19 protein-coding genes are annotated in these 23,658 nt (G+C 36.4%); 7 read left to right on the top strand and 12 right to left on the bottom strand.

Annotation, left to right across the window (positions count from 1 at the left end; all coding sequences use genetic code 11):
- Window positions 1–201: 201 nt before the first annotated feature.
- Window positions 202–1,893 carry a DUF6909 family protein gene (locus BBH99_RS07985; RefSeq protein ID WP_066694316.1) on the bottom strand — a complete coding sequence of 564 codons (1,692 nt, stop codon included), beginning with the start codon at window positions 1,891–1,893 and terminating at the stop codon, window positions 202–204.
- Between the two features lie 307 nt (window positions 1,894–2,200).
- On the opposite strand from BBH99_RS07985, the gene BBH99_RS07980 reads away from it, so the two are divergent.
- On the top strand, window positions 2,201–4,396 hold the full coding sequence (locus BBH99_RS07980; protein ID WP_066694313.1) for a glutamine synthetase III family protein: 2,196 nt from the start codon (window positions 2,201–2,203) through the stop codon (window positions 4,394–4,396).
- A 496-nt stretch (window positions 4,397–4,892) separates the two neighbouring features.
- Window positions 4,893–5,603, top strand: coding sequence for a C40 family peptidase (locus BBH99_RS07975; RefSeq protein WP_066694310.1), 711 nt, complete (start codon window positions 4,893–4,895; stop codon window positions 5,601–5,603).
- A gap of 181 nt (window positions 5,604–5,784) precedes the next feature.
- Here BBH99_RS07975 and BBH99_RS07970 read toward each other — a convergent pair whose 3' ends face one another.
- The 6 genes from BBH99_RS07970 to BBH99_RS07945 form a co-directional block, all read right to left on the bottom strand.
- Entirely contained in the window at window positions 5,785–6,366 is a 582-nt protein-coding gene (locus BBH99_RS07970) for a pentapeptide repeat-containing protein (RefSeq protein WP_066694545.1), read from the bottom strand.
- Between the two features lie 85 nt (window positions 6,367–6,451).
- Entirely contained in the window at window positions 6,452–7,681 is a 1,230-nt protein-coding gene (gene rodA, locus BBH99_RS07965) for a rod shape-determining protein RodA (RefSeq protein ID WP_066694308.1), read from the bottom strand.
- The gene (locus BBH99_RS07960) at window positions 7,678–9,726 is read right to left on the bottom strand and encodes a peptidoglycan D,D-transpeptidase FtsI family protein (RefSeq protein ID WP_066694306.1); all 2,049 of its coding nucleotides are present in this window, start codon (window positions 9,724–9,726) and stop codon (window positions 7,678–7,680) included. Before BBH99_RS07960 ends, rodA begins: the two co-directional genes overlap by 4 nt.
- Window positions 9,723–10,229: a rod shape-determining protein MreD gene (locus BBH99_RS07955; RefSeq protein WP_066694303.1), complete on the bottom strand. Its 507-nt coding sequence runs from the start codon at window positions 10,227–10,229 to the stop codon at window positions 9,723–9,725. Before BBH99_RS07955 ends, BBH99_RS07960 begins: the two co-directional genes overlap by 4 nt.
- Window positions 10,222–11,076, bottom strand: a complete 855-nt coding sequence (mreC, locus tag BBH99_RS07950) for a rod shape-determining protein MreC (protein ID WP_066694300.1) — start codon at window positions 11,074–11,076, stop codon at window positions 10,222–10,224. The genes BBH99_RS07955 and mreC overlap by 8 nt, the downstream gene beginning before the upstream one ends.
- 28 nt (window positions 11,077–11,104) lie before the next feature.
- Window positions 11,105–12,130 carry a rod shape-determining protein gene (locus BBH99_RS07945; protein ID WP_045491741.1) on the bottom strand — a complete coding sequence of 342 codons (1,026 nt, stop codon included), beginning with the start codon at window positions 12,128–12,130 and terminating at the stop codon, window positions 11,105–11,107.
- 352 nt (window positions 12,131–12,482) lie between these two features.
- On the opposite strand from BBH99_RS07945, the gene hemA reads away from it, so the two are divergent.
- Genes hemA through hemE form a run of 4 tightly spaced genes read left to right on the top strand, consistent with a single transcriptional unit; the run spans window position 12,483 to window position 16,468 of the window.
- Complete coding sequence (hemA, locus tag BBH99_RS07940; protein WP_066694297.1) at window positions 12,483–13,757, top strand: glutamyl-tRNA reductase; 1,275 nt, start codon at window positions 12,483–12,485, stop codon at window positions 13,755–13,757.
- Window positions 13,744–14,652, top strand: a complete 909-nt coding sequence (gene hemC / locus BBH99_RS07935; protein ID WP_066694295.1) for a hydroxymethylbilane synthase — start codon at window positions 13,744–13,746, stop codon at window positions 14,650–14,652. Before hemA ends, hemC begins: the two co-directional genes overlap by 14 nt.
- A 57-nt stretch (window positions 14,653–14,709) precedes the next feature.
- The gene (locus tag BBH99_RS07930) at window positions 14,710–15,393 is read left to right on the top strand and encodes a uroporphyrinogen-III synthase (RefSeq protein WP_066694293.1); all 684 of its coding nucleotides are present in this window, start codon (window positions 14,710–14,712) and stop codon (window positions 15,391–15,393) included.
- Between the two features lie 43 nt (window positions 15,394–15,436).
- Entirely contained in the window at window positions 15,437–16,468 is a 1,032-nt protein-coding gene (gene hemE, locus BBH99_RS07925) for a uroporphyrinogen decarboxylase (protein ID WP_066694291.1), read from the top strand.
- Window positions 16,469–16,557: 89 nt separating this feature from the next.
- Here the strand turns inward: hemE and BBH99_RS07920 are convergent, their stop codons facing one another.
- The 5 genes from BBH99_RS07920 to BBH99_RS07900 all read right to left on the bottom strand — a co-directional run bounded on the left by BBH99_RS07920 (window position 16,558) and on the right by BBH99_RS07900 (window position 22,527).
- Entirely contained in the window at window positions 16,558–17,778 is a 1,221-nt protein-coding gene (locus BBH99_RS07920) for an aminotransferase class V-fold PLP-dependent enzyme (protein WP_066694288.1), read from the bottom strand.
- Between the two features lie 211 nt (window positions 17,779–17,989).
- A complete protein-coding gene (locus BBH99_RS07915) occupies window positions 17,990–18,643 on the bottom strand; it encodes a 50S ribosomal protein L25/general stress protein Ctc (protein ID WP_066694285.1) in 654 nt (217 codons plus the stop codon).
- Between the two features lie 56 nt (window positions 18,644–18,699).
- Window positions 18,700–19,638, bottom strand: coding sequence for a ribose-phosphate pyrophosphokinase (locus tag BBH99_RS07910; protein WP_066694282.1), 939 nt, complete (start codon window positions 19,636–19,638; stop codon window positions 18,700–18,702).
- 85 nt (window positions 19,639–19,723) lie between these two features.
- The gene (locus BBH99_RS07905) at window positions 19,724–21,280 is read right to left on the bottom strand and encodes an SGNH/GDSL hydrolase family protein (RefSeq protein WP_066694279.1); all 1,557 of its coding nucleotides are present in this window, start codon (window positions 21,278–21,280) and stop codon (window positions 19,724–19,726) included.
- Between the two features lie 11 nt (window positions 21,281–21,291).
- Window positions 21,292–22,527 (bottom strand): OmpP1/FadL family transporter, encoded by a 1,236-nt coding sequence (locus BBH99_RS07900; protein ID WP_066694276.1) that lies wholly within the window; start codon window positions 22,525–22,527, stop codon window positions 21,292–21,294.
- A 478-nt stretch (window positions 22,528–23,005) separates the two neighbouring features.
- Here BBH99_RS07900 and BBH99_RS07895 point away from each other — a divergent pair.
- Window positions 23,006–23,658: PSP1 domain-containing protein (locus BBH99_RS07895; protein WP_228390769.1), on the top strand; the 653-nt coding region annotated here is incomplete at its 3' end.

The raw sequence follows: 23,658 nt of genomic DNA, 5'->3' as shown, positions 1-23,658 counted from the left end.
ATTCTCAATTGTTAAAGAAGCTCTAAAAATATTTTTTTGTCCACAGATTCCATGAGGCTTCAATTATTATTGAACATTATTGATTTTGCAGTAATTTCTCAATCAATGTAATCTGCCCAAATGGTAATAGGCATGTTCATCATCTAAAAAAACCTCAGCTGTTTTTACAGCTGAGGTTTATATTATTGTAGGAAATTAAAATTATTTCTTAGCAGAAACTTCTTTCTTTCCGCTTCTTAAGATCTTTTCAAGGATTCTTAAAGTAATAAGGTATGTTGGTTTTACTCCTGTAAGACCTAAACCTCCTGAAGATAATGTACTTCCTGTTTCCAATGGATTATCCGAAGCATAATATGCATAGCAAACGAACAGATCCGGTGAAATATGGTGTCTGATCTTGGATGCTACCTGAATTGCTTTTTGATAGTGAGCTCCTTCCATTTCAAGACCAATCGCTTTCCATGAAGTATTCATAAAGTAGGAAAGAATGTCTTTATTCTGAAGGGAAGTTCCTAAAACTGTAATCATCGGACCCTCAAAAGCTTTCAACTCATCATCTTTAAAATCATCAAGCTTCAATGCATTTTCAAAAGGATAGTTATCTGCAGTTCCTTCAAAGATATGAGAAGTTGGGATCATGATATCTCCTTTTTCTCCGGTAAGAATACCTGCTTTTCCCATAATGGAAACAGATTTTACATGCATCATGTATACTTCTCCTTTATGTTCGTAAGGTTTAAGTAGCTCATCCATTACCTCAAAGGCCTGTTCTCCGAAAGCATAGTCAAATACCATTACTACATCATCTCCTGAAAACTTAGCATCAGCAAATGGAGTATTCTTCAGATTGGTTTTGCTAAGATCGATGATCTGCACATCAATATTACTTCCGCTTTTATCAGCAATATGGATCATGCCTTCATCCAGGGCAAATTTTAACACTTTGTCACGAAGATCTTTTTTATTTGAAATCTCTTCATACAGTTTATAATCTACCTCATTGTTGTGCTTCTTTTTAAGAGCATCATTGGCATACAGCATATTCTTCACAGAATGCATATTGGCTGAAATGATATGCAGCGGACGGGTATGAAGATTATTTTCAAATAAAACATCCTTCACTTTATTAGCCCATTTCTCACCAAAATAATGATGTCCTACTCTTTCTTTTAAGATAGCACTGAAATGAATTTCTCTTTCTCTTGATCCTTTTGCATCCTCAAGACTTACTTTTCCTAAGTTATAGATGATTTTAAATAAACGATCAGGGTTATCATCATCCCCGAAAGTATTATAAGCTCTTAATGTTTCGTCAAAAGACCTTCCTATTAAAGAAGAAAGGTGGATTAATGCCACTTCTTTTTCTTTTCTGCTGAACTTCTTCTCTCCTTTCACCACTTCTTCAATAATTTTGAAGGCGCGCGTAGGCTTCCAGTTTTCATCCTGGATGAATGCCAGGTTACGGATTTTATCAGCTTCTATAAATAGGAATGTAAGGTGGGTAAGAATGTCATAAATTTCGGAACGGCCCAAAAGAACCTCAATATTCATCTGGTGTTCGTCTATTCTATAACAGTTTCTTCTTCTTTTCTTTGGAACAATAGGTTCGAAACTTCCTTTATCAAACCCTTCATCAGATGTAAGATGAATAAAAGCGCACTCCTCAATCCCTTCCGGAAGTCTGTCTAAAACATACATCAACCCGTCCAATTCCACTTTACTTGGAATATTCATGGTTCCGTAAATTTCCGGATTGATGGTTTTCAACAAACTTCTGATACTTTCTCCTGAAACACCTCCCGGCTTGAAAAACCCTCTATAAAATAAATGCCTCATAGAGATATATAACCTTTCAATTGCCTCTGTTGTTTCTCTTGCTCTAGAATTTGTCATAAAATAAATTTCACACAAATATACAAAATCTTTGTCCATTTTATTTTAACTATCTTTTAATAAGTAGCTTAAATTCGCATAGGATTGCAGGATGTGTCATGTAAAATGTATTTACGCTCAACTCCCCCTTAAAAAATGTCCTTAAATATTATATTTTATCACTTTCAATCAACAACACCCCTACCCAAAACACACCAAACAACCGTTTAATTTATATGAATTTTCAAACCACCCCTAAAATTTTTAGGGTTAAATCATTTTCAATTCATTTTTTTTGTAAATTTGCCCCATCAAAATTCACCCAAATATGTCAACCTTAAGATTCAAAGCATTAGAAACCCTTCCATTTAAGGATTTCAGAAAAGATAACTCTGTTGAAATCCCAGCGAAATTATCGGAATTATTCTGTAAAAATGTTTTCTCAGAAGAAACAATGAGAGAATATTTAACCAAAGAAGCATTCAGCTCTATTATGGATGCTATTAAAAAAGGAACAAAAATCCAGAGACATATCGCAGATCAGGTAGCGGTAGCAATGAAGGATTGGGCAATGAGCAAAGGAGTAACACACTATACGCACTGGTTTCAGCCTTTGACAGGTACTACTGCTGAAAAGCATGATTCATTCTTTACTCCTATCGAAGGAGGTAGAGCAATCGAAAGATTCAGCGGAAATATGCTGATCCAACAGGAACCGGATGCATCATCTTTCCCGAACGGAGGAATCAGAAATACTTTTGAAGCAAGAGGATATACCGCTTGGGATCCTACATCTCCTGCATTTATCATGGGAACTACACTATGTATTCCATCTATCTTCATTTCTTATACCGGAGAAACGTTGGATTACAAGGCGCCTTTATTAAGAGCTTTGAATGCTGTAGATGAAGCTGCAACAAACGTAATGCAGTATTTTGATAAAAATGTAACTAAGGTAACTCCTACATTAGGTTGGGAACAAGAATATTTCCTTGTTGATTCAGCGTTATACCAATCACGTCCGGATCTTGTATTAACAGGAAAAACATTATTGGGACACTCTCCTGCAAAAGGACAACAGTTAGATGACCATTACTTCGGTTCCATCCCTACAAGGGTAATGAACTTTATGAAAGAATTGGAAATCGAGTGTATGAAGCTGGGAATTCCTGCAACTACAAGACATAACGAGGTAGCTCCAAACCAATTCGAGCTTGCTCCAATGTTTGAAGAAGTAAATGTTGCCGTAGACCACAACTCTTTATTGATGGACATCATGGCAAGAGTAGCTCATAAGCACCACTTCCATATCTTATTCCATGAAAAGCCATTCGCAGGAGTAAACGGAAGCGGAAAGCATAACAACTGGTCTTTAGCAACTGACACTGGAGAAAACCTTTTAAGCCCAGGAAAAAACCCTAAGAAAAACCTTCAGTTCTTAACATTCTTCGTGAATACGATTAAGGCTGTTCATGAATATGCTGACCTTTTAAGAGCAAGTATCGCCTCTGCAAGTAACGACCACAGATTAGGTGCCAACGAAGCCCCACCGGCAATTATCTCCGTATTCATCGGAAGCCAGTTGTTCAGCGTTTTGGAAGAACTTGAAAAAGTAACGAACGGAAAGCTATCTCCGGAAGAAAAAACAGAATTAAAGTTAAATGTGGTTGGAAAAATTCCTGAAATCCTATTGGATAACACCGATAGAAACAGAACTTCTCCATTTGCATTTACAGGAAATAAATTTGAGATCAGAGCGGTAGGATCATCTGCAAACTGCGCAGAATCTATGACGGTAATGAATACAATTGCTGCAAAACAGCTGAATGATTTCAAGAAGGAAGTTGATGCTTTAATTGAAACAGGTCTTAAGAAAGACGAAGCTATCTTTAATGTATTGAGAGAATACATCAAACAGTGTAAAAACATTATGTTTGAAGGAGATGGATACTCTGATGACTGGGCAAAAGAAGCTAAGAAAAGAGGATTAAATAACCTTAAAACAACCCCTGAAGCTTTAAAACAGGAAATGGATAAGAAATTCCTTGATCTTTATGAAGAAATGGGAATCTTTAACCACAGAGAAGTTGAAGCCAGAAACGAAATTAAATTAGAAAAATACTCTACTGTTATTGATATTGAAGCAAGAGTGTTAAGTGATATCGCAAGAAACCACATCATTCCTTCCGCTTTAAATTATCAGAACAGATTAATTGAAAACGTAAAAGGTCTTAAAGAAATCTTTGGTGACAAAGAATTCAAATCTTTGGCAAAAGAACAAATGAGTTTAATCACAAGCATTTCTGAAAATGTTTCTATCATTAAACTTGGTGTTGAAGATCTTCTTAAAGCCAGAGAGGCCGCAAAAAGCATATCAGACAGCCAAAAGCAGGCAGAAGCATACTGCAACAAAGTAAAACCTTTATTTGACGGAATCAGAAATGCTTCTGACAACCTTGAAATGATGGTAGACGATGAGCTTTGGCCGATGACAAAATACAGAGAGATGTTGTTTACAAAATAACTCTGTAAAGTTCCATATTAGTTTAAATTCCTCAGTTTTTCTGAGGAATTTTTTATTGCCTTTACCACTCCACTTTGTTAAGATTTAGAAACTTCTTAAACAAAATATTTATTCAACTCTGATTTTAGATCAAAAAGTGACATAAGGTTTAAAGCCAAAAGCAAAGCACCCTTAAAACCCTTATCAATAAAGGGTTTTAGTAAAGTTTATTTTGTTTTTTTAACAGCCCTGAAAATTAGAGTTTTAAATTACAAAACGTGATTTATAGAAGAAAATCGATAGATTTTGTTAAAGAATCTTAATAAAAAAAACCGCAGGCTTGCCAAAAATAGGCAGTTGCGGTTTATTTTTCTTTAACATATGTAAATAATATGTTAAATAGTGTTAAAATGAGATCCTGACAATTATCATATCAGGGGTCTTTTGCTTGGAATCTCTACTTTTGTAATGCTTTTGAAAATAAATATTCCATTTTAACACGGTTAATCAAATATATATGAAGAAAAGAGTTTTGTTTTATTTAGTTGCTTTAGTTACTACAGTATCAATGCAATCGTGTGCTACTAATTATGTGGTTTCAAAACCAGCAACTTACAGTAAAGAATACAAAACAGATGCCAAACTAGCTTCTATTGACAACAAAAAAATGGAGCAAGATAAGCAGAAATTAATTGACTCTTTCCTTGCTGAAAAAGCGGCATCTATCGCAAATGCTAAAAAAGCTGTTAAGAATTCTGAGATTGCAAAAGCAATCAAATATAATAAAACCATCGACGGTATCCTTGAAGAAGCTGAAACATACCTTGGAACTCCTTACAGATACGGAGGAACTACAAGAAGAGGTATTGATTGTTCAGCTTTCGTTCTTTCTGTATTCGGGGCTGCAGCAGGTCTTACTTTACCAAGAGTAGCGGCTTCTCAGGCTCAGGAAGGGGAAAGAGTTGAAAAAGGGGAATTACAGAAAGGAGACCTAATCTTCTTTTCTCATGGAAGAAGAATCTCTCACGTAGGTATTGTAGAAAGTGTTACTGAGGAAGGTGAGATCAAATTTATCCACGCAGCAACATCTAAAGGAGTAATGATTTCTTCACTGAATGATTCTTATTGGGGACCTAAGTTCAGATTCGCAAAAAGAGTAATCAATGCAGAAGGGGAAGCTTATAATAATCTGGCTTCTACTACTCAAGCTACCCCAGCAAATTTTTAATTTTATAAATAATTGATTTAAATAATGAAGCCATCAGAATTCCTGATGGCTTTTTTATGCATTATACTTTTTATTAAGCTTGGGCTAAACCCGCTTCTATTGAATTTAATTAACGTTTAATATATCTTCTGCCTAAAAGGGCTTTTCAGAAATACCCGCATTCAGCATCTAGCTTCATAAGCTAGCTATTCTTGTCTATTTTAATATCCAGCTTATACAACAGTCCATGAACTTCCGAAAGTGAGAATTTGGCCTTTTTAAGCCTATTTAAAACAGGATCTATGGAATAGTTAACAGAAGTTCTCAAATCTGCCTTTTCAAGATTAGTATTATCGAAAACAGCTCCTGACAGATCACAGTTATTTAAGACAGCATTTGATAAATCACATTCTGTAAAATCTGCTTCAATCAGCTTTGAATTTTTAAAAACAGTTTTCTTTATAGAGGTCTGGTAAAAAACAGAATTGTTGAGCACACAGCCATCAAACTTAAAAGACAGACCAAAAACGTTACAATCATTAAACTGTAAACCCAGCATTTTACATTCTATAAAAAGAACATTACGAAAGGCTGTTGAGCCAATCTTTGTCATGCTGAGGTTGCAACCTGTAAATTCACAGTCTGTAAAACTAAAACCGGACAAATTTCCATATTCAAAACTGCAATTCTTAAAAGTACAGTTTTCATACTCTCCTTTTTCAAGTGGAAACTGCACAAAATCTGTATTTTCAAAATGTTGATCTAAAATATAAGCATCTTTCATAAAAATATAGTGATTTATAGGTATCAGAATAGCATCCACACATTCTGCAGATCTAAAAATAAGTCAAATCGTTTGGGAAATAGCTCTATACTAAGCTGTTCTTATCCGAATAATTAAGTTTAAAGAAAATAAAAGTCATCATAGAGAAGGCCAGCAAAGAACTTCCTCCATAACTGAAATAAGGAAGCGGAATCCCTACCGTTGGAAAAAGCCCCATAACCATCCCTAAATTGATGGAAAAGTGCATCAGAAGGATAGATGCAAAACAATACCCAAATACACGATTAAAAGTGGATTTCTGTTGTTCAGCAAGATAATAGATCCGTCCAATATAGACCATGTAACATAAGATCAGGATAGCACTTCCCACAAACCCCCATTCTTCCCCTACGGTACAGAAAATATAATCGGTCTCTTGCTCAGGAACGAATTTCCCCTGGGTAACCGACCCTTCACGGTATCCTTTTCCTAAAAGACCTCCCGATCCGATTGCAGTTTTGGAATATAATAAGTTGTATCCCGAAGTATCTCTAAATGCTTTTTCACCTTTATAAAGAACTTCAATTCTTTCTCTCTGGTGCTTAGGCAATTTTTCTAAAATATAAGGTGAACCGAATGCAAGCCCGCATAATAAAAGAATAGATCCTGCGATCCCCGAAATAGAAATCACGTCCCAGGACATTCTATGGTAGTTCATCGCGATCAGAACACCGGCGATAATTAAAATAGCTGCTGCTACATACACTGGCGGTATTGCTAAGGCTATTAAGAATACAGCCGCAAAAATAAAACCTATCCCAAACAGCAAACCACTTAGCCCCTCTCTGTACAAAGCAATAAAGAAGGCAATGAATACGAGCATAGATCCCACATCCGGAATAGCCAGTACTACTGCCGCCGGTATACCGATAATCCCTAAAGCCGTAAATAAAGATTTTCTATTTTTAAGATTAAAATCAGGTCCGGAAACATAATTTGCAAGCATCAAAGCAGTACCAATTTTAGCAAATTCAACAGGCTGCATGGTAAAGCTTCCGAACTTATACCAGTTCTTTTGTCCTAAAATTTCCTTTCCAAAAGGGAAAAGTCCTATCAGCAAGAGTACCCCGCCTATATAAATAATACCTGCCATATTTTCAAAGAACTTACTTCTTCCTACAAATATGATAAGTCCTACAAATACAGAGATACAGAAAAACATCAACTGTTTTTCTCCAAGTTTCTGGTCAACACTGTAAATATTCGCAATAGCAAAGATGCAAAGCAGGAAATACAGCCCAAGGCCAAGTTTATCTATTCCTTCTGTCCATTTCATTGCTTAACAGTTTTTTTAGCAGTGTTATTATTTTTGGCCTTCTCTTCTTCTAATTTCTTTTGAAGTTTGGCTTTCTGTTGTTTAATAAGATCCAGGCTATCTTTTATTCTTTTTTGTTTAATTGAATCAGGCTTAGGATCTTTATAAAGCCCTTTACGTTTCAAATCTGCAATCCATTGCCTTTTGTATTCCGGCATGAAACTAGAGGTTATCATTTTTTTATACAGATGTTCTCTTTTCAGATCTCCGGTAATATATTTCTCAGCAATCACCGTACAAGCAGGCCCTGCCCATGTAGCCCCAAATCCTGCATGTTCCATTACGGCAACCACAACAATTTTTGGCTTCTCAGCAGGAGCAATCAATACAAAGATAGAGTTATCCTTTCCTTGTGGAACCTGTGCTGTACCTGTTTTCGCCAGCTGTGTAAAATCATTGGACTTCAATCCTCTTGCTGTTCCTCTTAAAACTACAGCTTCCATCCCTTTTAAAACAGGTTCAAAGTGTTTTGGATCTACCAGAGTTTTATGCTTAACCTTAAATCTTGGATCTGGATTAGGCTTCCCATCAATGGCCTTCACAATATGGGGCGTATAATACCATCCTCTGTTGGCAATAGCAGCCACATAATTAGCCAGCTGAATAGGAGTTACCAGAACATCTCCCTGCCCCATTCCATTATAAATGGCACCTGTTGACATTTCATCCCAGTTTTTAAAGTCTGTTCTCTGAGATCCGCTGGCTTTCATAATAGCTTTAAACCTTCTCTCATAAAAGTCTCCAGAAGGAATTCTTCCTTTTGCACCCACCGCAAAGTCATTATTTAAAAACTCTCCAACTCCAAAGCTGCTCATAATCTTTTTCCATTCATCAACGCCTTTTGAAGGATTTCCTGGATATTTTTTGATAATGGCAATAAATGCATACGTAAAGAAACAGTTACTGGAAACCTGAATAGAAGGGATAAGCGGATCAGCTCCACCGTGGCCTTTAATTCTTTTTCCTTTATAGAAGAAACCTCCTCCACAAGGAAAAATAGTCTTTTCATCCATCACTCCCATTTGCATTGCAGCCAAAGCCGTTAGCAGTTTAAAAGTGGACCCCGGAGGATATCCCGCCTGTAAAGAACGGTCAAAAGTAGGTTTATTTTCATAAAGCGTATCTTTTGACAGGGCATATAAGTTTTTAGATTTATTAGGTCCGGTGAAAAGGTTGGGATCAATATCCGGTCCGGTTGCCGCAACCAGCACTTCACCATTATTAGGATCTATAGCTACCACTGCTCCGTGCTTGTTGACAAGCATTTCTTCTGCGGTTCTCTGAAGATCATAGTCAATAGTAAGAGTGATATCTTTACCGGTAACTACATCCTTATCTAAAGCTCCGTTTTTATAGGACCCTATATTTCTAAGTCTGATATCTTTTTGGATATACTTCATCCCTTTTATCCCACGAAGTTCCTTCTCATAAGACTTCTCCACCCCTGTTTTTCCGATAAAATCTCCAGGTAAGTAATAGAGAGAGTCCTTTTTAATCTCTCTTTCATTTACTTCACTGGTATATCCTAAAAGGTTTCCGGAGGTAGAAACTTCATATTGACGCTGAGGTCTCTGTACAATATTAAAGGCAGGATATTTAAAAATAATCTCCTGAACCCTTGCAATATCTTCTCTGCTGAGATCCTTTAAAAAGGTCATAGGAGTCAGTTTAGAATAGTATTTTTCCTTTTTTATGACATTGATCTTGTTGATGAAATCTGCTTTAGAAATCTTCATCAGACTGCAAAAGCCTAATGTATCAAAATCAGGTTTCATTAAAGCCTGAGTAAAGGAAATTTCATATGCAGGCTGGTTCCCTACCATGATTTTTCCGTTTCGGTCAAAGATAACTCCGCGCTGAGGAATTACATATTCTATTTTAATGGAAGTATTGGCAGCATTCAGCGCATAACGGTCTGTAAACAACTGTAAATACGCAAGTCTCGCCACAAAAATAAGGGCGATAACAACTAGAATGGAAAAAATTTTTAAATAACGTGTGTTCAAACTTTTTGTTTGATTTTAAATATTAATGCGTAGATAACGATAAATATAAATGAAATTACACTAGTCACCAAAACATTAAACAAAATTTCAAAAAACCTGCTGAACTTAAAGAACTCAATATATTGCACTAAAAGCTGATGCAGGAAAATACTTGAAAATAAAAACAGCAAAAACTGCGCCCATTGCAGGGACTGAAAAGAGAAAAAGTCTGTGGATGTATCCGTAGACGTTCTGAATATCAACGTTCTGAAATAAGCTATCAGCGTTGTTGCAAAGGCATTAATTCCCCACGAATAGAGGAAACCATCAATAGATAATCCTATTAAAAAGCTTAATGCCAGAAATTGAAATTTATTTCTGAAAAAAGGATAGAACATGACAAATACAGGATATAATACCGGAGTATATTTCCCGAAAATAGTAATCCTGTTCAATACAAAAATCTGTAATGCAACAAGAAAGATCATGATTAATATATCGGTAAATAAAGTCCTGCTAATCATTTTCCTTTTTTATTACAGCCTGCATCGTGTCCTGAATTTTCTGCACTTCAGCTTTTTTCAGGTTTTTAACGACATACACTTTACTCAATGCACCCATTTTTTCACTCAGTTCCACAGAAATATCCCAGAAACCGGTTTTATTATCTACTGAATATCCGGCAATGGTTCCAATCATTACCCCTTTCGGGAAGATGGCAGATTTTCCGTCTGTTACAACAGTGTCTCCCACTTTTAAAGCAACATATTTCGGAATATCTGCAAGGTGCATTACCCTGGAATTATCTCCGTTCCATGTTAAGGTTCCAAAATATCCGGAATTTTTCAGTGATGCATTAATTCTGATCTTATTGACACTCAATACAGATTGAACCAGTGCATAACTGTCTGTAGAATTGATAACAATCCCAGCAATACCTCTAGGCGCCATTACCCCCATTTGAGGGAAGACTCCGTCTCTGCGGCCACGGTTGATTGTAAAGTAATTATTTCTTCTGTTGATACTGTTAAAAACAATTTCTCCATCAACAAAAGTATAGATTTGACCGCCTCCAATGGTATCATGTACTCTTTTGAAAACAGGGTTTTTCGTCCCGTCTTTTCCATAAAGTTCTGCCATAAGAGCTTTATTCTGAACTACCAGATCTTCATTGATCTGTTTTAGCTTCAGATAAGAAACCCCTTCATCAATATACCCGGAAATCCATGAATTCAATGCAGCTGTTTGGCCCGCAATCCAGGATCTCTGCATGGCATTTCTAGAGAATATCAGAACCAGAGCAATAATTTGCAGGAATATAAAGAAGACAAAAAGTGTGTTCTTCGAAAATAATCTCAGCAAAAATCCCATTCAGATATACAGTCGTAAAAAGTTAAAATTATTTAATTAAGAAATTGAATTTATCCATATTCTTAAGGGCAATACCAGTTCCACGAACTACAGCTCTCAACGGATCTTCTGCTACAAAAACAGGAAGACCTGTCTTTTTGTGGATTCTGTCCGCAAGACCTCTTAACAATGCACCTCCTCCGGCAAGATAAATACCTGTCTTATAAATATCAGCAGCCAATTCCGGTGGAGTAAGGGAAAGAGTTTCCATTACAGCATCTTCAATTCTGATGATAGATTTGTCTAATGCACGGGCAATTTCTTTATACCCTACCATAATTTCTTTAGGCTTACCTGTGATAAGGTCTCTACCCTGTACCGGGATATCCTCGATGTCTACATCAAGATCTTCTACAGCAGAACCTACTTCAATTTTAATTCTTTCAGCCGTTCTTTCCCCGATATAAAGGTTATGGTGAGTTCTTAAGTAATAAGCAATATCATTGGTGAATACGTCTCCTGCAATTTTTACAGATTTGTCACATACAATACCTCCTAAAGCTACAACAGCAATTTCAGTGGTACCTCCACCTATATCGATGATCATATTTCCTTCAGGCTTCTGTACATCAATCCCAACTCCTATAGCAGCTGCCATTGGTTCATAGATTAATCTTACTTCTTTTGCGTTTACTTTCTGAGCAGAGTCTCTTACCGCTCTTTTTTCAACTTCAGTAATACCAGAAGGAATACAGATTACAATTCTTAATGCAGGCTGTATGAATTTACCTTTAATTCCGGGAATTTTCTTGATAAATTCCTTAATCATATGTTCAGAAGCGTGGAAATCTGCAATAACCCCATCTTTCAATGGGCGGATGGTCTTAATATCTTCGTGAGTTTTCCCTTGCATATGCTTAGCCTGTTCACCTACAGCAATAGGCTTACCCGTAGAGCGTTCAATTGCAACAATTGACGGTTGATCTATAACAATTTTATTATTATGGATAATAAGGGTATTGGCTGTTCCCAGGTCTATCGCAATTTCTTGCGTAAACATATCAAATAAACTCATATTTTTCTTCTGATTTTAAGTTTACAAAGATATAAATTTAACACTACGAAAGAAATTTCAACACAACTTAATTTGGTTAAAATTTTATTAAAATTTATAATTCTTTATTAACTTTCTGTTTAGATAATTACAGAGTTTGATTTCAACTAAAATTAATGGGAGAATCTGAACTCTAAAAACACCTATAAAAGTAAATCAATAAGCGTATTTATAAAATTAGCTTTAACAATCCGGAGTTTGAACTTTTACCTTCTTCATTTAATAGAGTTTGTAATCATAGTTTTTTACGATAATTATCATATATACTATCAGAGGATCATTAATTAAAAAAAACGTAAATTTGCCACTGCTTATGTTACAGTATTCCAACATCCATCAAACATCGAATTTTGCCGTGCTTTCCATAAGCTACGAAAAGGCCGATGTAGAAACGAGAGGAAAGTTTGCATTCTTTGATGAAAACATCAAAAACTTTGTTTCCCGCGTCCATCAGGAAGACCTTGGGGATGCATTTGTGGTTTCCACATGTAACAGGACTGAGATCTATACTACCTCTTCCAATTATCTTTTAGTAGCAGAAGAATATTGCAAAACCATTGGAGTAAATCTTACGGATTTTCTTCAGTTTGCCAATATCTTAACCAAAGAAGAGGCTTTAATACATCTTTTCAGAGTAGCCGCTGGTCTTGAGAGCCAGATTATTGGAGATTTTGAAATTATTGGCCAGATCAAAAAAGCATACGCCCGTTTTAAAAAGGAAAGACAAAATTCTAATCCATATCTGGAAAGAGCCATCAATGCTGCTATTCAGATTTCCAAAAGGATCAAGAATGAAACCGGAATTTCCAATGGTGCAGCTTCTGTTTCTTATGCAGCCGTTCATTATATCCTAAATAATCAGAAGAGAATTACCGAAAAGAATATTCTTCTTCTTGGTGTGGGTGAGATTGGACAGAATACGGTGGAAAATCTGGTAAAACATGTTTATCAGCCTAAAATTAAAATTGCGAACAGAACCCAGGAAAAAGCTGAAAAAATTTCCCAAAAATATAATATTCCTCATGTTGATTATGCTGATGTTGATAAGGAATTAAAAGACACGGATATTCTTATCGTGGCTACCGGGGCAAAGCACCCCATCATTAATCAATCGCATTTCCCGAACGGAAAAGAAACATTGGTGATTGACCTTTCTATTCCTCACAACGTTGAAAAGAATGTTACAGAAAATAAAAATGTAACCTTAATAGATGTTGATGAGCTTTCAAAACAGATCCAGGAAACAATCCAGCAAAGGGAAAAAGAAATTCCTAAAGCAGAGAAGATCATCAAGGAACTGATGAAAGATTTTATTGAATGGGAGAAAAAAAGAAAGCTGGCACCAAACATTCATCATTTCAAAGCGGTGTTAAAGAACATGGAACGCAATGAAATGCATAACTTTTACAAGAAAAATAAATATATAGACATCACGGATATGGAACTTTCTGATAAAATGATCCAGAAGATCACCAACCGTTTTGCAAAATATATCATCGATAACCCTTTAAAAGCCGAAGAAATTAGTAAATTAATGCACGAAATATTAGTTGAACAACCAAACAACGAATTCAATGAAAAGCATTAGAATCGGAACAAGAAATTCCGCACTTGCACTTTGGCAGGCTAGAGAGGTTGCGAGGCACCTTCAGAACAACAATTATTTAACGGAAATTGTTCCTATCGTTTCTTCTGGCGATAAGAACCTGAACCAACCTTTATATTCATTAGGAATCACAGGGGTTTTCACAAGAGACCTTGATGTAGCCTTATTGAATGATGAAATTGATATTGCTGTTCACTCTTTAAAGGATGTCCCTACCCTGTTACCTCAGAATATTGAGATGGTAGCCTATCTGGAAAGAGATTATCCCCAAGACATTCTGATCAGAAAAGAATCTGCAAAGAACAAAGAACTTCACGAACTGAAGCTTGCCACAAGCAGCTTAAGAAGAAGAGCTTTCTGGTTAAGACATTTCCCGAACACTGAGTTTTCAGACATCCGTGGAAATATCCAGACCCGTCTTCAAAAACTTGAAGATGGAGATTTTGATGCCACTATCTTATCTTTAGCCGGGATCAAAAGAATGAAAATGGAAATTGATTATGAAATGCTTCCGGTAATGATTTCGGCCCCATCTCAGGGCGTTATTGCGGTTGCAGGACATTCCGATAAACCGGAGATCAATGAAATACTGAAACAGATCAATCATCAGCCAACCCAGATCTGTGTAGAAATTGAAAGAAATTTTCTAAGCACTTTAGAAGGAGGATGTACCGCACCTATCGGAGCTTTTGCTGAAATTATCGAGAATCAGATCCGCTTTACAGCAGCGCTTTGCTCTCTGGATGGTAAAAACTGCATTGCTCTTGATGAGAACTTTATATACAACTCTACAGAAAATTTTGGAGAAAAATTTGCAAAAGTAGTGCTGGAAAATGGCGGAAAAGAATTAATGGCAGAAATCAAAAGCCAGATCTAAGATCATTTAGATTTTAATTTCTTCTTTAATACCTTTTCATCTTCTAATCCTATAGACATGAAAATCTTATTTACCAAAAATATAGACCAGGCAACACTATCCAAAGAATTAGGAGAGGATATTTCGGTTGACTGTGTTGAGGTAATTAAGACCAAGCCCATTCTGATCACCCCATTTGATCTGAAAAATTACTCACTGATTTTTACCAGCGTAAATGGCGTAGCTGCTTTTTTCAAAAACAGATTTAAACCTAATGAAAATTTTACGGCTAAAAACTACAACAAGATCTACTGTGTGGGAGAAAAGACCAAGAAGGCATTAAGAAAACATGGCTTTGGAACATTTAAAGTATTGAAGAATGCAGATACTCTTTCCAAATTCATTATCGGAAATTGCCAGCATGAACAGTTTCTTCACTTCTGTGGTAACCTTGCCATCAACGTCCTTGATAAGGAGCTTCCTCTTCAAAATATTAAGTACAAAAAGGTTACAATCTACAATACCGAGGAAACCAATCCATTAATTCCTGAAAAATATCATGCTGCAGTATTTTTTAGTCCAAGCGGAGTTCGTAGTTTTGCAAAGCAAAATTCCCTGAAAGACATGAAGCTGTTTTCGATTGGAGAAACTACCTCCGGGGAATTAAGAAATTATACTCACGAGAATATTTTCACGTCTGATGAAAATACGCTGAGCTCTGTTTTTGAGCTGATAAGACGAGAAATTGTGAGCAAACTTTAGAATAGTTACCGGATTTAGACGGTGATATTAGTTTAAATAGATTATGATAAAAAACGACCTATATTTAAAAGCACTTCGCGGAGAAACCGTTGAAAGACCTCCTGTCTGGATGATGAGGCAGGCTGGAAGATATCTGCCGGAATTCATTGCTTTAAGAGACCAATATGATTTCTTTACAAGATGTCAGACACCTGAACTTGCTGCTGAGATTACATTACAGCCTATCCGCAGATTTCCTTTAGACGCTGCGATCCTGTTTTCTGATATTTTGGTAGTTCCACAGGCAATGGGAATCGATTTCAAAATGAAAGAATCTGTTGGGCCTTGGTTGGATACTCCGATCAGAACCATGGAACAGGTTCAGAATATTGAAACTCCGGATGTGAACGATACTTTAGGATACGTTTTTGATGCTATTGAATTAACGCTTCAGAAATTAGACAATGAGATTCCATTGATCGGTTTTGCCGGTTCTCCATGGACAATCCTTTGCTATTGTGTAGAAGGAAAAGGAAGTAAAGCTTTTGATATTGCGAAATCTTTCTGTTTCCAACAGCCTGAAGCTGCTCATTTATTACTTCAAAAGATCACTGATACTACGATTGCTTACCTTAAGAGAAAAGTAGAAAAAGGCGTTTCTGCTGTACAGGTTTTTGATTCCTGGGGTGGAATGCTATCCCCAACGGATTATCAGGAATTTTCCTGGCAGTACATCAACCAGATTGTTGAAGCACTAAGCCCGCTTACCCATGTAGTTGTATTTGGAAAAGGATGCTGGTTTGCATTAGAAGATATGACCATGTCTAAAGCTTCTGCCCTTGGTGTTGACTGGACGATTAAGCCGGAATTCGCAAGAACTCTGACCAACCACACCATGACATTGCAAGGAAACTTTGACCCTGCAAGACTGCACTCAACTCCTGAAACCATCAAGAAAATGGTGAATGAAATGATTAACCGTTTCGGAAAAGACAGATATATTGCCAATCTTGGACACGGTATCCTTCCTAATGTTCCGGTTGAAAATGCTGAAGCATTCATCAGAGCAGTTGTTGACTGGAAACCGACTCTTTAAAATAAAAATTAACTTTCACTCTGAAAGTTCAGATCATAAAAAAGCCCTGCCATTACACCGACAGGGCTTTTTTATATGTTTTTGTATTCTTAGCTCAGCATTCTTTGCGCTTTTTTAACACCTTCTACTAAAAGATCAATTTCTTCAAAGGTATTATAGACAGCAAAACTGGCTCTTACAGTTCCTGCAATATTAAAAAATTCCATAATAGGCTGCGTACAGTGGTGTCCTGTTCTTACAGCAATACCCATTTTATCCAGGATCATTCCCACATCTGAAGAAATCCCTATTCCTTCCAGATTGAAGGAAACAACTCCTGTTCTATGTGCTTTCTCACCATATACTTTCAGGCCTTCAATTTCCAAAAGATGTCTTTGAGCATATTCCAACAAGGCATTTTCATGCTTCTGAATATTTTCATGTCCTACTCTGTTCATAAAATCAACGGCTGCTCCCAGCGCAATATTTCCACCTACATTTGGTGTTCCTGCTTCATATTTAAATGGAAGCCCTGCATACGTTGTTCCATCAAAAGAACATGTTGCAATCATTTCTCCACCTCCATGAAATGGTGGTAAAGCTTCTAATATTTCACGCTTTCCATATAAAATCCCAGTTCCCATCGGAGCATACATTTTATGTCCTGAGAATACAAAGAAATCACAATCCATCTTCTGAACATCAATATTGAAGTGAGGTGCAGATTGTGCCCCGTCAATAACAACATAGGCATCCGTATTTTTTCTTGTCCTAGCAATGATTTCCTCGATAGGATTTACAATTCCCAATGCATTAGAAACCTGGTTTACAGAAACGACTTTTGTTTTTTCACTTAAAAATTTATCAAAATAATCCAGCTGAAGAATGCCGTTTTCGTCAATAGGGATCACACGAAGTTTTGCTCCTGTTCTTTCACAAAGCAATTGCCAGGGAACAATATTAGAATGATGCTCCAGATAGGAAATAATAATTTCATCATCTTTTTGTAATTTTTGGGTTAAAATATAAGAGATGAGGTTCAATCCTTCCGTTGTTCCTTTTGTAAAAATAACTTCGAAGTCATGCTCTGCATTAATGAACTTCTGGATCTTTCTTCTTGAAAGTTCCATTTCTTCTGTTGCGAGTTGGCTTAATGTATGGATTCCCCTGTGAACATTAGCATTAAGCTCTGTATAATATGCGTGACAGACGTCCAAAACCGAATTTGGCTTTTGAGATGTAGCTGCATTATCCAGATAAACCAACGGTTTACCATTCACTTCTCTGTCCAATATAGAAAACTGGCTTCTTATTTCCTGAATGTCAAACATTTATTTATTTTTTAAATTAAAACGTTCTTATTTAGAACTCTTCAAATTTACGGCTTTTTTTCCGAAAGGAAGCATCCGGTGACGGCCTGATACTTGTCAGTTAATAGAAATATTCAATAACATCAAGTGAGTAAAACCGATAACCAGTAAAAAGTATAAAAAAAGACCTGTCAATTTTTTGACAGGTCTTATATCATTAAATAAGCAATACTTATTCTGCAGATTTTTCTTCTGTTGTTGGAACATCAGGAGACTGAGTAGCAACTTCTGCTGCTTCTTCTTCATCTTCATCATCCATTGCAGCTGCACCTCCTTTCATTGCATTTCTAGACATCTTAACAGCAACTACTACTGCATTGTCTGGGTGCATGAAAGAATATCCTTCAGTTTTGATACCACCGATGTAAAGTTTGTTACCAATTCTTAATGGAGTAACATCTACAACGATCTCGTCAGGTAGATTAGCAGGGATCGCTTTTACTTTTAGCTTTCTGAAAGACTGACGTAAAACACCACCAGCAACAACACCTTTAGAACGTCCTGTAATTCTTACTGGAACTTCCATGATAACTGGCTTATCGTCAGATAATTGATAGAAGTCAATGTGAAGAATTTTGTCAGTAATTGGGTGGAACTGAATATCCTGAAGAACAGCTGGAATTGTTTGTCCGTCAACTTCAATAGATACCGTGTGTGCTTCAGGAGTGTATACTAACCCTTTGAAAGCTTTCTCTTCAGCAGAGAAGTTTAAAGGTGTCTCACCTCCATAAACAACACAAGGAACTAATTCAGCATCACGTAAAGCTTTTGTAGACTTTTTGCCCACGCTTTCTCTTTTTGTACCTTGAATTGTAATAGATTTCATTTATAAAAAATTTAAAAATTTGTTCTTATTTTAATTTGCAAGCCATTTAAAATCAATTAAATAACAAACTTGCTACTGATTGACTTGTGCTCATGAACCATTGTCATAACGTCCGCAAATAATGGGGCGCAAGATAGCACTTTTATTTTAGATGACAAATTATTTTTAACAGGAATTGAGTCAGTTACAATAACTTCCAATATTTTTGAGTTCTCAATATTCTCGTAAGCCTTTCCTGAAAGCACTCCGTGAGTAGCCATAGCTCTTACTGTTTTTGCTCCTTTCTCAATTAGAATATCAGCTGCTTTGCAAAGTGTTCCTGCAGTATCAATCATGTCATCAATAAGAATTACATTCTTACCTGTCACATCACCAATAAGGAACATCTCTTCTACAACATTTGCTTTCTTTCTTTCCTTATAAGCAATTACTACTTCTGCACCTAAGTGGCCGGCATAGTTTTTTGCTCTTTTCGCGCCTCCCATATCCGGAGAAGCAATCGTAAGGTTGTCAAGGTTTAAAGACTTAATGTAATCTACAAAGATAGTAGAAGCATACAGATGGTCTACCGGGATTTCAAAGAACCCTTGGATCTGATCTGCGTGAAGATCCATTGTCATTATTCTTGTTGCTCCTGCTGCTGTAAGAAGATTAGCAACTAACTTAGCACCGATCGGCGCTCTTGGTTTGTCTTTTCTGTCCTGTCTGGCAAGTCCGAAGTAAGGAATTACAACGGTAATGCTCTTTGCAGAAGCTCTTTTCGCTGCATCAATCATTAGAAGAAGCTCTAAAAGATTGTCTGCAGGTGGGAATGTAGATCCGATTAGGAAAACCCTTCCACCTCTTACAGATTCATCCAAAACAGGCTCAAATTCCCCGTCGCTGAACTCCTGAAAGTTGATTTTTCCTAATTCTTTCCCATAACTCTGGGCAATTTTCTCTGCCAAGTCCCTGCTGGTTCTTGTACAAAATAGATAACTTAACTGATCGGCCATTTTTACTTTTTAAAAGATTTTGCAAATTTAAAAAAAAACCACAAGATTTACTCCTGTGGTTTTTAAGTTTTTATTTAATCAATAATTATGGTAGTGTAACTCCTGAGTATTTATTAGGGTCTACAAGAGGTAATGACGAATTATAAGTCGCATTAATTGCAGTAATAAATTCGTTGGCAATTACACCATATCCTCTTCCTGTTAAATGTACTCCATCCAGTGAGAATGCTCCTCCGGATACAAATTTAGCAGTATACCTTACACCATCCCATGAAATACCTGAATTTCCAGCTAGCTGCTTAAGTTTAGCGTTTGCATCTACAAAAGCATATCCTTTTGCTGTTGCAGCGGCTTTTATGGTCACATTATAAGCATCAATAGCATCATTGATTTCTTTAATTTCAGTAGGAATCAGAACATATTTATCTGCAAATGGATAAGCTACCCCTCTAGCTCCAAGAGATGCGGGAATACCTGGAGGAAGAGTCTCAAGTGTACCAATGGCTGCTTTTGTTGTCAACGGAATAAGATCTCCGGACTTCGCCTGTCTTGCCTGCCCATAAGTAGCACCAAGATAAGCAGAAAGCATCACTAAAGTTGGATTTCCGGAACCTGCTGCTGCTGCAGTGATTTGTGCTCCTAAATTTGGAATACTTTCATCTTTGATCAACAGTGGATTAGCTTCTGTTTTAGAAAGAGGCTTAATTCTGTCTCCTGCACCCAATGCTGTTAAGATCTGACTTAATGGTCCATATACATTCTTATTTAAATCATCAATTGTTGCTTCTCCTGCAGCAACATTTCCTTTTCCTAAAACAGCAGAAGTTAAAGGATTTGTTGGAATTGTTGTTAAAGAAGGAACAGAAGTAACACTTGGAATATTAGCAATAACCCCTTTAGCTTTTGTTGCTTCAATTTTAGAGATCAACAAATCATAATAGGTTTTAAACTGAGCGGGAGGTGTTAATGTTTCAATAGAACTGTCTGCACCTGCTAAAGCATATAATAAAGCATCATTATTTCCAATCCACAATGAGAAGAATGTAGGATTTTGACTAACAAAATCATCAATTACAGATGCATTAGGTGAAGAAGCAAATCTTACAAAATAAGGGTTCGCCGTTTTTGTTGCGATTCCCGCAACATCACCATATTTCGGTGCTAATAAATGAGCGACCTTTGCTCCCGGAACTCCCATATTATTGAAGGGTCCTTTCACAAAATTGGTTACTAAATTAGCGGCCTTATTATCATTAACCGGACCAATATCAGGAGCTCCATCAACAAAACTTTTTATATAAAGCTTTGTATCCTGAATCTGAAGAGTAGCACTTCCCCCTAGAGGAAGAAGCAATCCTCCATTATTATCACCCATTAAAGGCTGCTTAAACTCTCCGCCGCCTACAAGTTTCATTTGCTGAGCAATCATAGATGGATAAGATTCATTCTGTCCGTCTATATAAAGAGCTCCATCTCTATATCCCGAAGTTAGTGAATTCCCTAAAGCAACATATTTTGAGAAATCAGCACTTCCCTTTGACACCTGTATATCTTTTACATCCGTATCAAAATCAGTTTTACAGCTTGTTACGGTAAAAAGAAGTGCAGAAACTGCTATTGTCGATATTATAATTTTTTTCATAGTCTTTTAAATTAAAAAGGATTATAAGATAAACCTAGACCAAAATAGAACGCTCTTGCTTTCGCTTGTCCGTAGAATCCAAGATTAGCATTATTTACATTTCTGTATTGAGGCATTGCATATCCACCTGCAATGTCAACTCCAAACTGCTTTAGTTTAAATCCTACCCCACCTGTAATCACATAGGTATCGAAAGAAGGAGTTTCCGGAATAAAGTTTTCGTTGGTATAAGGAGACTCATCATAATAGGCTCCTAAACGTCCATAAATTACATTAGTGAAGGCATATTGAGTACCCAATCTGAATGTCTTAGAGTTTCTAAAGTTCTTAGGGTTAACAAGAACTGTTGGATCTGCCTGATTTCCAATAGGAGCATTGTCAAAATCAAGGGTAAGTTTACTGTATCTTTCCCATCCATGATAATTAAAGTCTGCAGAAACCTGCCATTTTGGTGTCACTTTATAAGTTAAACCAATTGTATATTCTTCAACCAATGGAAGTGTTGCTGAGAATCCATCCTGACCTGCAGCATTTAATTTTAATAATGAATAAGGCGTCTGAGTAGGGAACTTAAATGTAGCGGTTCCATTTTTAGCCTTCATATCAATGGCTGAACGGTAAGCAATACTCACATCCAATTTAGGATCAGGTCTGAAATAGAAACCGAATCCATATCCGTGTCCGCTTGCTTTTTCATCGTTGATATTTACCTGTCCGTTAAATTGTGTTACTGCTTTATCCCAATCCACTTTTCCTCTTGCGTAGATATAACTTGCACCAAAAGCTAACCAAGGTGCTAGTTTTACAGAAACCATCGGTTGGAAATAATAACTTTTCAGCTCCATTTTCTGTACCATTTCCTTACCTTCCCAGTTATCCGGCCATTTAACCGTACTTCCGAAAGGTGTAGAGAAACTGAAACCAACAGATAGGTTTTCTATTGGTTTATAAGTAATCGCTGCATAAACCGGAGTCCCAAGCGGATTATCCGTTTCTGTACTCTGCAAAGTATTTAAGTTTTGAAACGTAACTTTATTACTTGCACCAAATCCTCCTGCTACTACACTCAGCTTGGAAGGAATAAATGACATACCTGCCGGGTTGAAGAATGCCACACTTGCATCTTCGGCATGAGCACTAGTATGCGCCATGGCCAATTGTTTTACCCCCTGCAGAGAAACCCTGAAGCCTCCAGCGTAAGATAAAACGCCCGCCAATAAAGCAGTTGATACTAATATTTTTTTCATAGACTATTATTATATAACCCAAATATAAAATTATTTTGAATACGCCTGTTAATATTTCCTAACATTTTAAACAATATACAAAAAGAAAACTATGTTTAAAATAACATTCTAAACATAATAACACACAAAACAATAATTAACAAAGGTTTATAAAAAGATAAAACAAACCACACTCTCATTGTTTAATATTAAACAAATGTTTAACACAAGTAAATTATCCTTCTCCAAAAGAATGAGATCAGGTCAAATCTGAAAAAATGTTAAAATTATCCGCAAACCGTTTTTCAGAAAATCCGATATTTTAAAATTACAAAAAAAGAGTTCTTTAAACCTGCTGAACACCACTCCTTCACAACTTTCCAATCTAATCATTCTCAAAATATCGAAATGTTTTATCCGGAATTCAGGTTATTTGAGTATTTTAGAATGGCATAAAGATAAAAATACATAAATTTGCAAGATTATAAATAATAGTAATATGAGTTGTGGATGTAAAACATCCGGCGATTCTGCACATTCTTGTGGTCCTAAAAAAACCGCAAATGGCTGTGAAAATGTAAATACCTGCGGGAATAGTTATAAATTAAGTGTTTTTGACTGGCTTTCTAACATCAACAATCCGGCACCAAACAGGTGTGATTTTGTAGAAGTTAGATTTAAAAATGACAGAAAATCGTTTTATAAGAATGTAAATAATATTCCTTTACATATAGGTAGCGTAATTACAGTAGAATCTAGTCCGGGACACGATGTAGGCGTAGTAAGCCTTACGGGAGAGTTAGTAAAGATTCAGATGAAAAAGAAAAAGTTTTCTGAAGAATCAGCACTTAAAATATACAGACAGGCCAACCAAAAGGATCTTGAGGTATGGCAGGAAGCAAGGAAAAAAGAAGACGCTGTAAAGCTTGAGGCAAGAAAAATTGCCCAGAGATTAGGTCTTGAAATGAAGGTAACTGATGTTGAATATCAGGGAGATTCTTCAAAAATCACATTTTATTATACTGCTGACAACCGTGTAGATTTCAGGCAGTTGATTAAAGATTACGCCGGGGCCTTCAGAACCAAGATCGATATGAAACAAATCGGGTTCAGACAGGAAGCTGCCAAGGTAGGCGGAATCGGATCTTGCGG

The sequence above is a fragment of the Chryseobacterium contaminans genome (assembly GCF_001684955.1).
Classification (GTDB): domain Bacteria; phylum Bacteroidota; class Bacteroidia; order Flavobacteriales; family Weeksellaceae; genus Chryseobacterium; species Chryseobacterium contaminans.
This window is presented reverse-complemented; position numbering and strand designations above follow the sequence as displayed.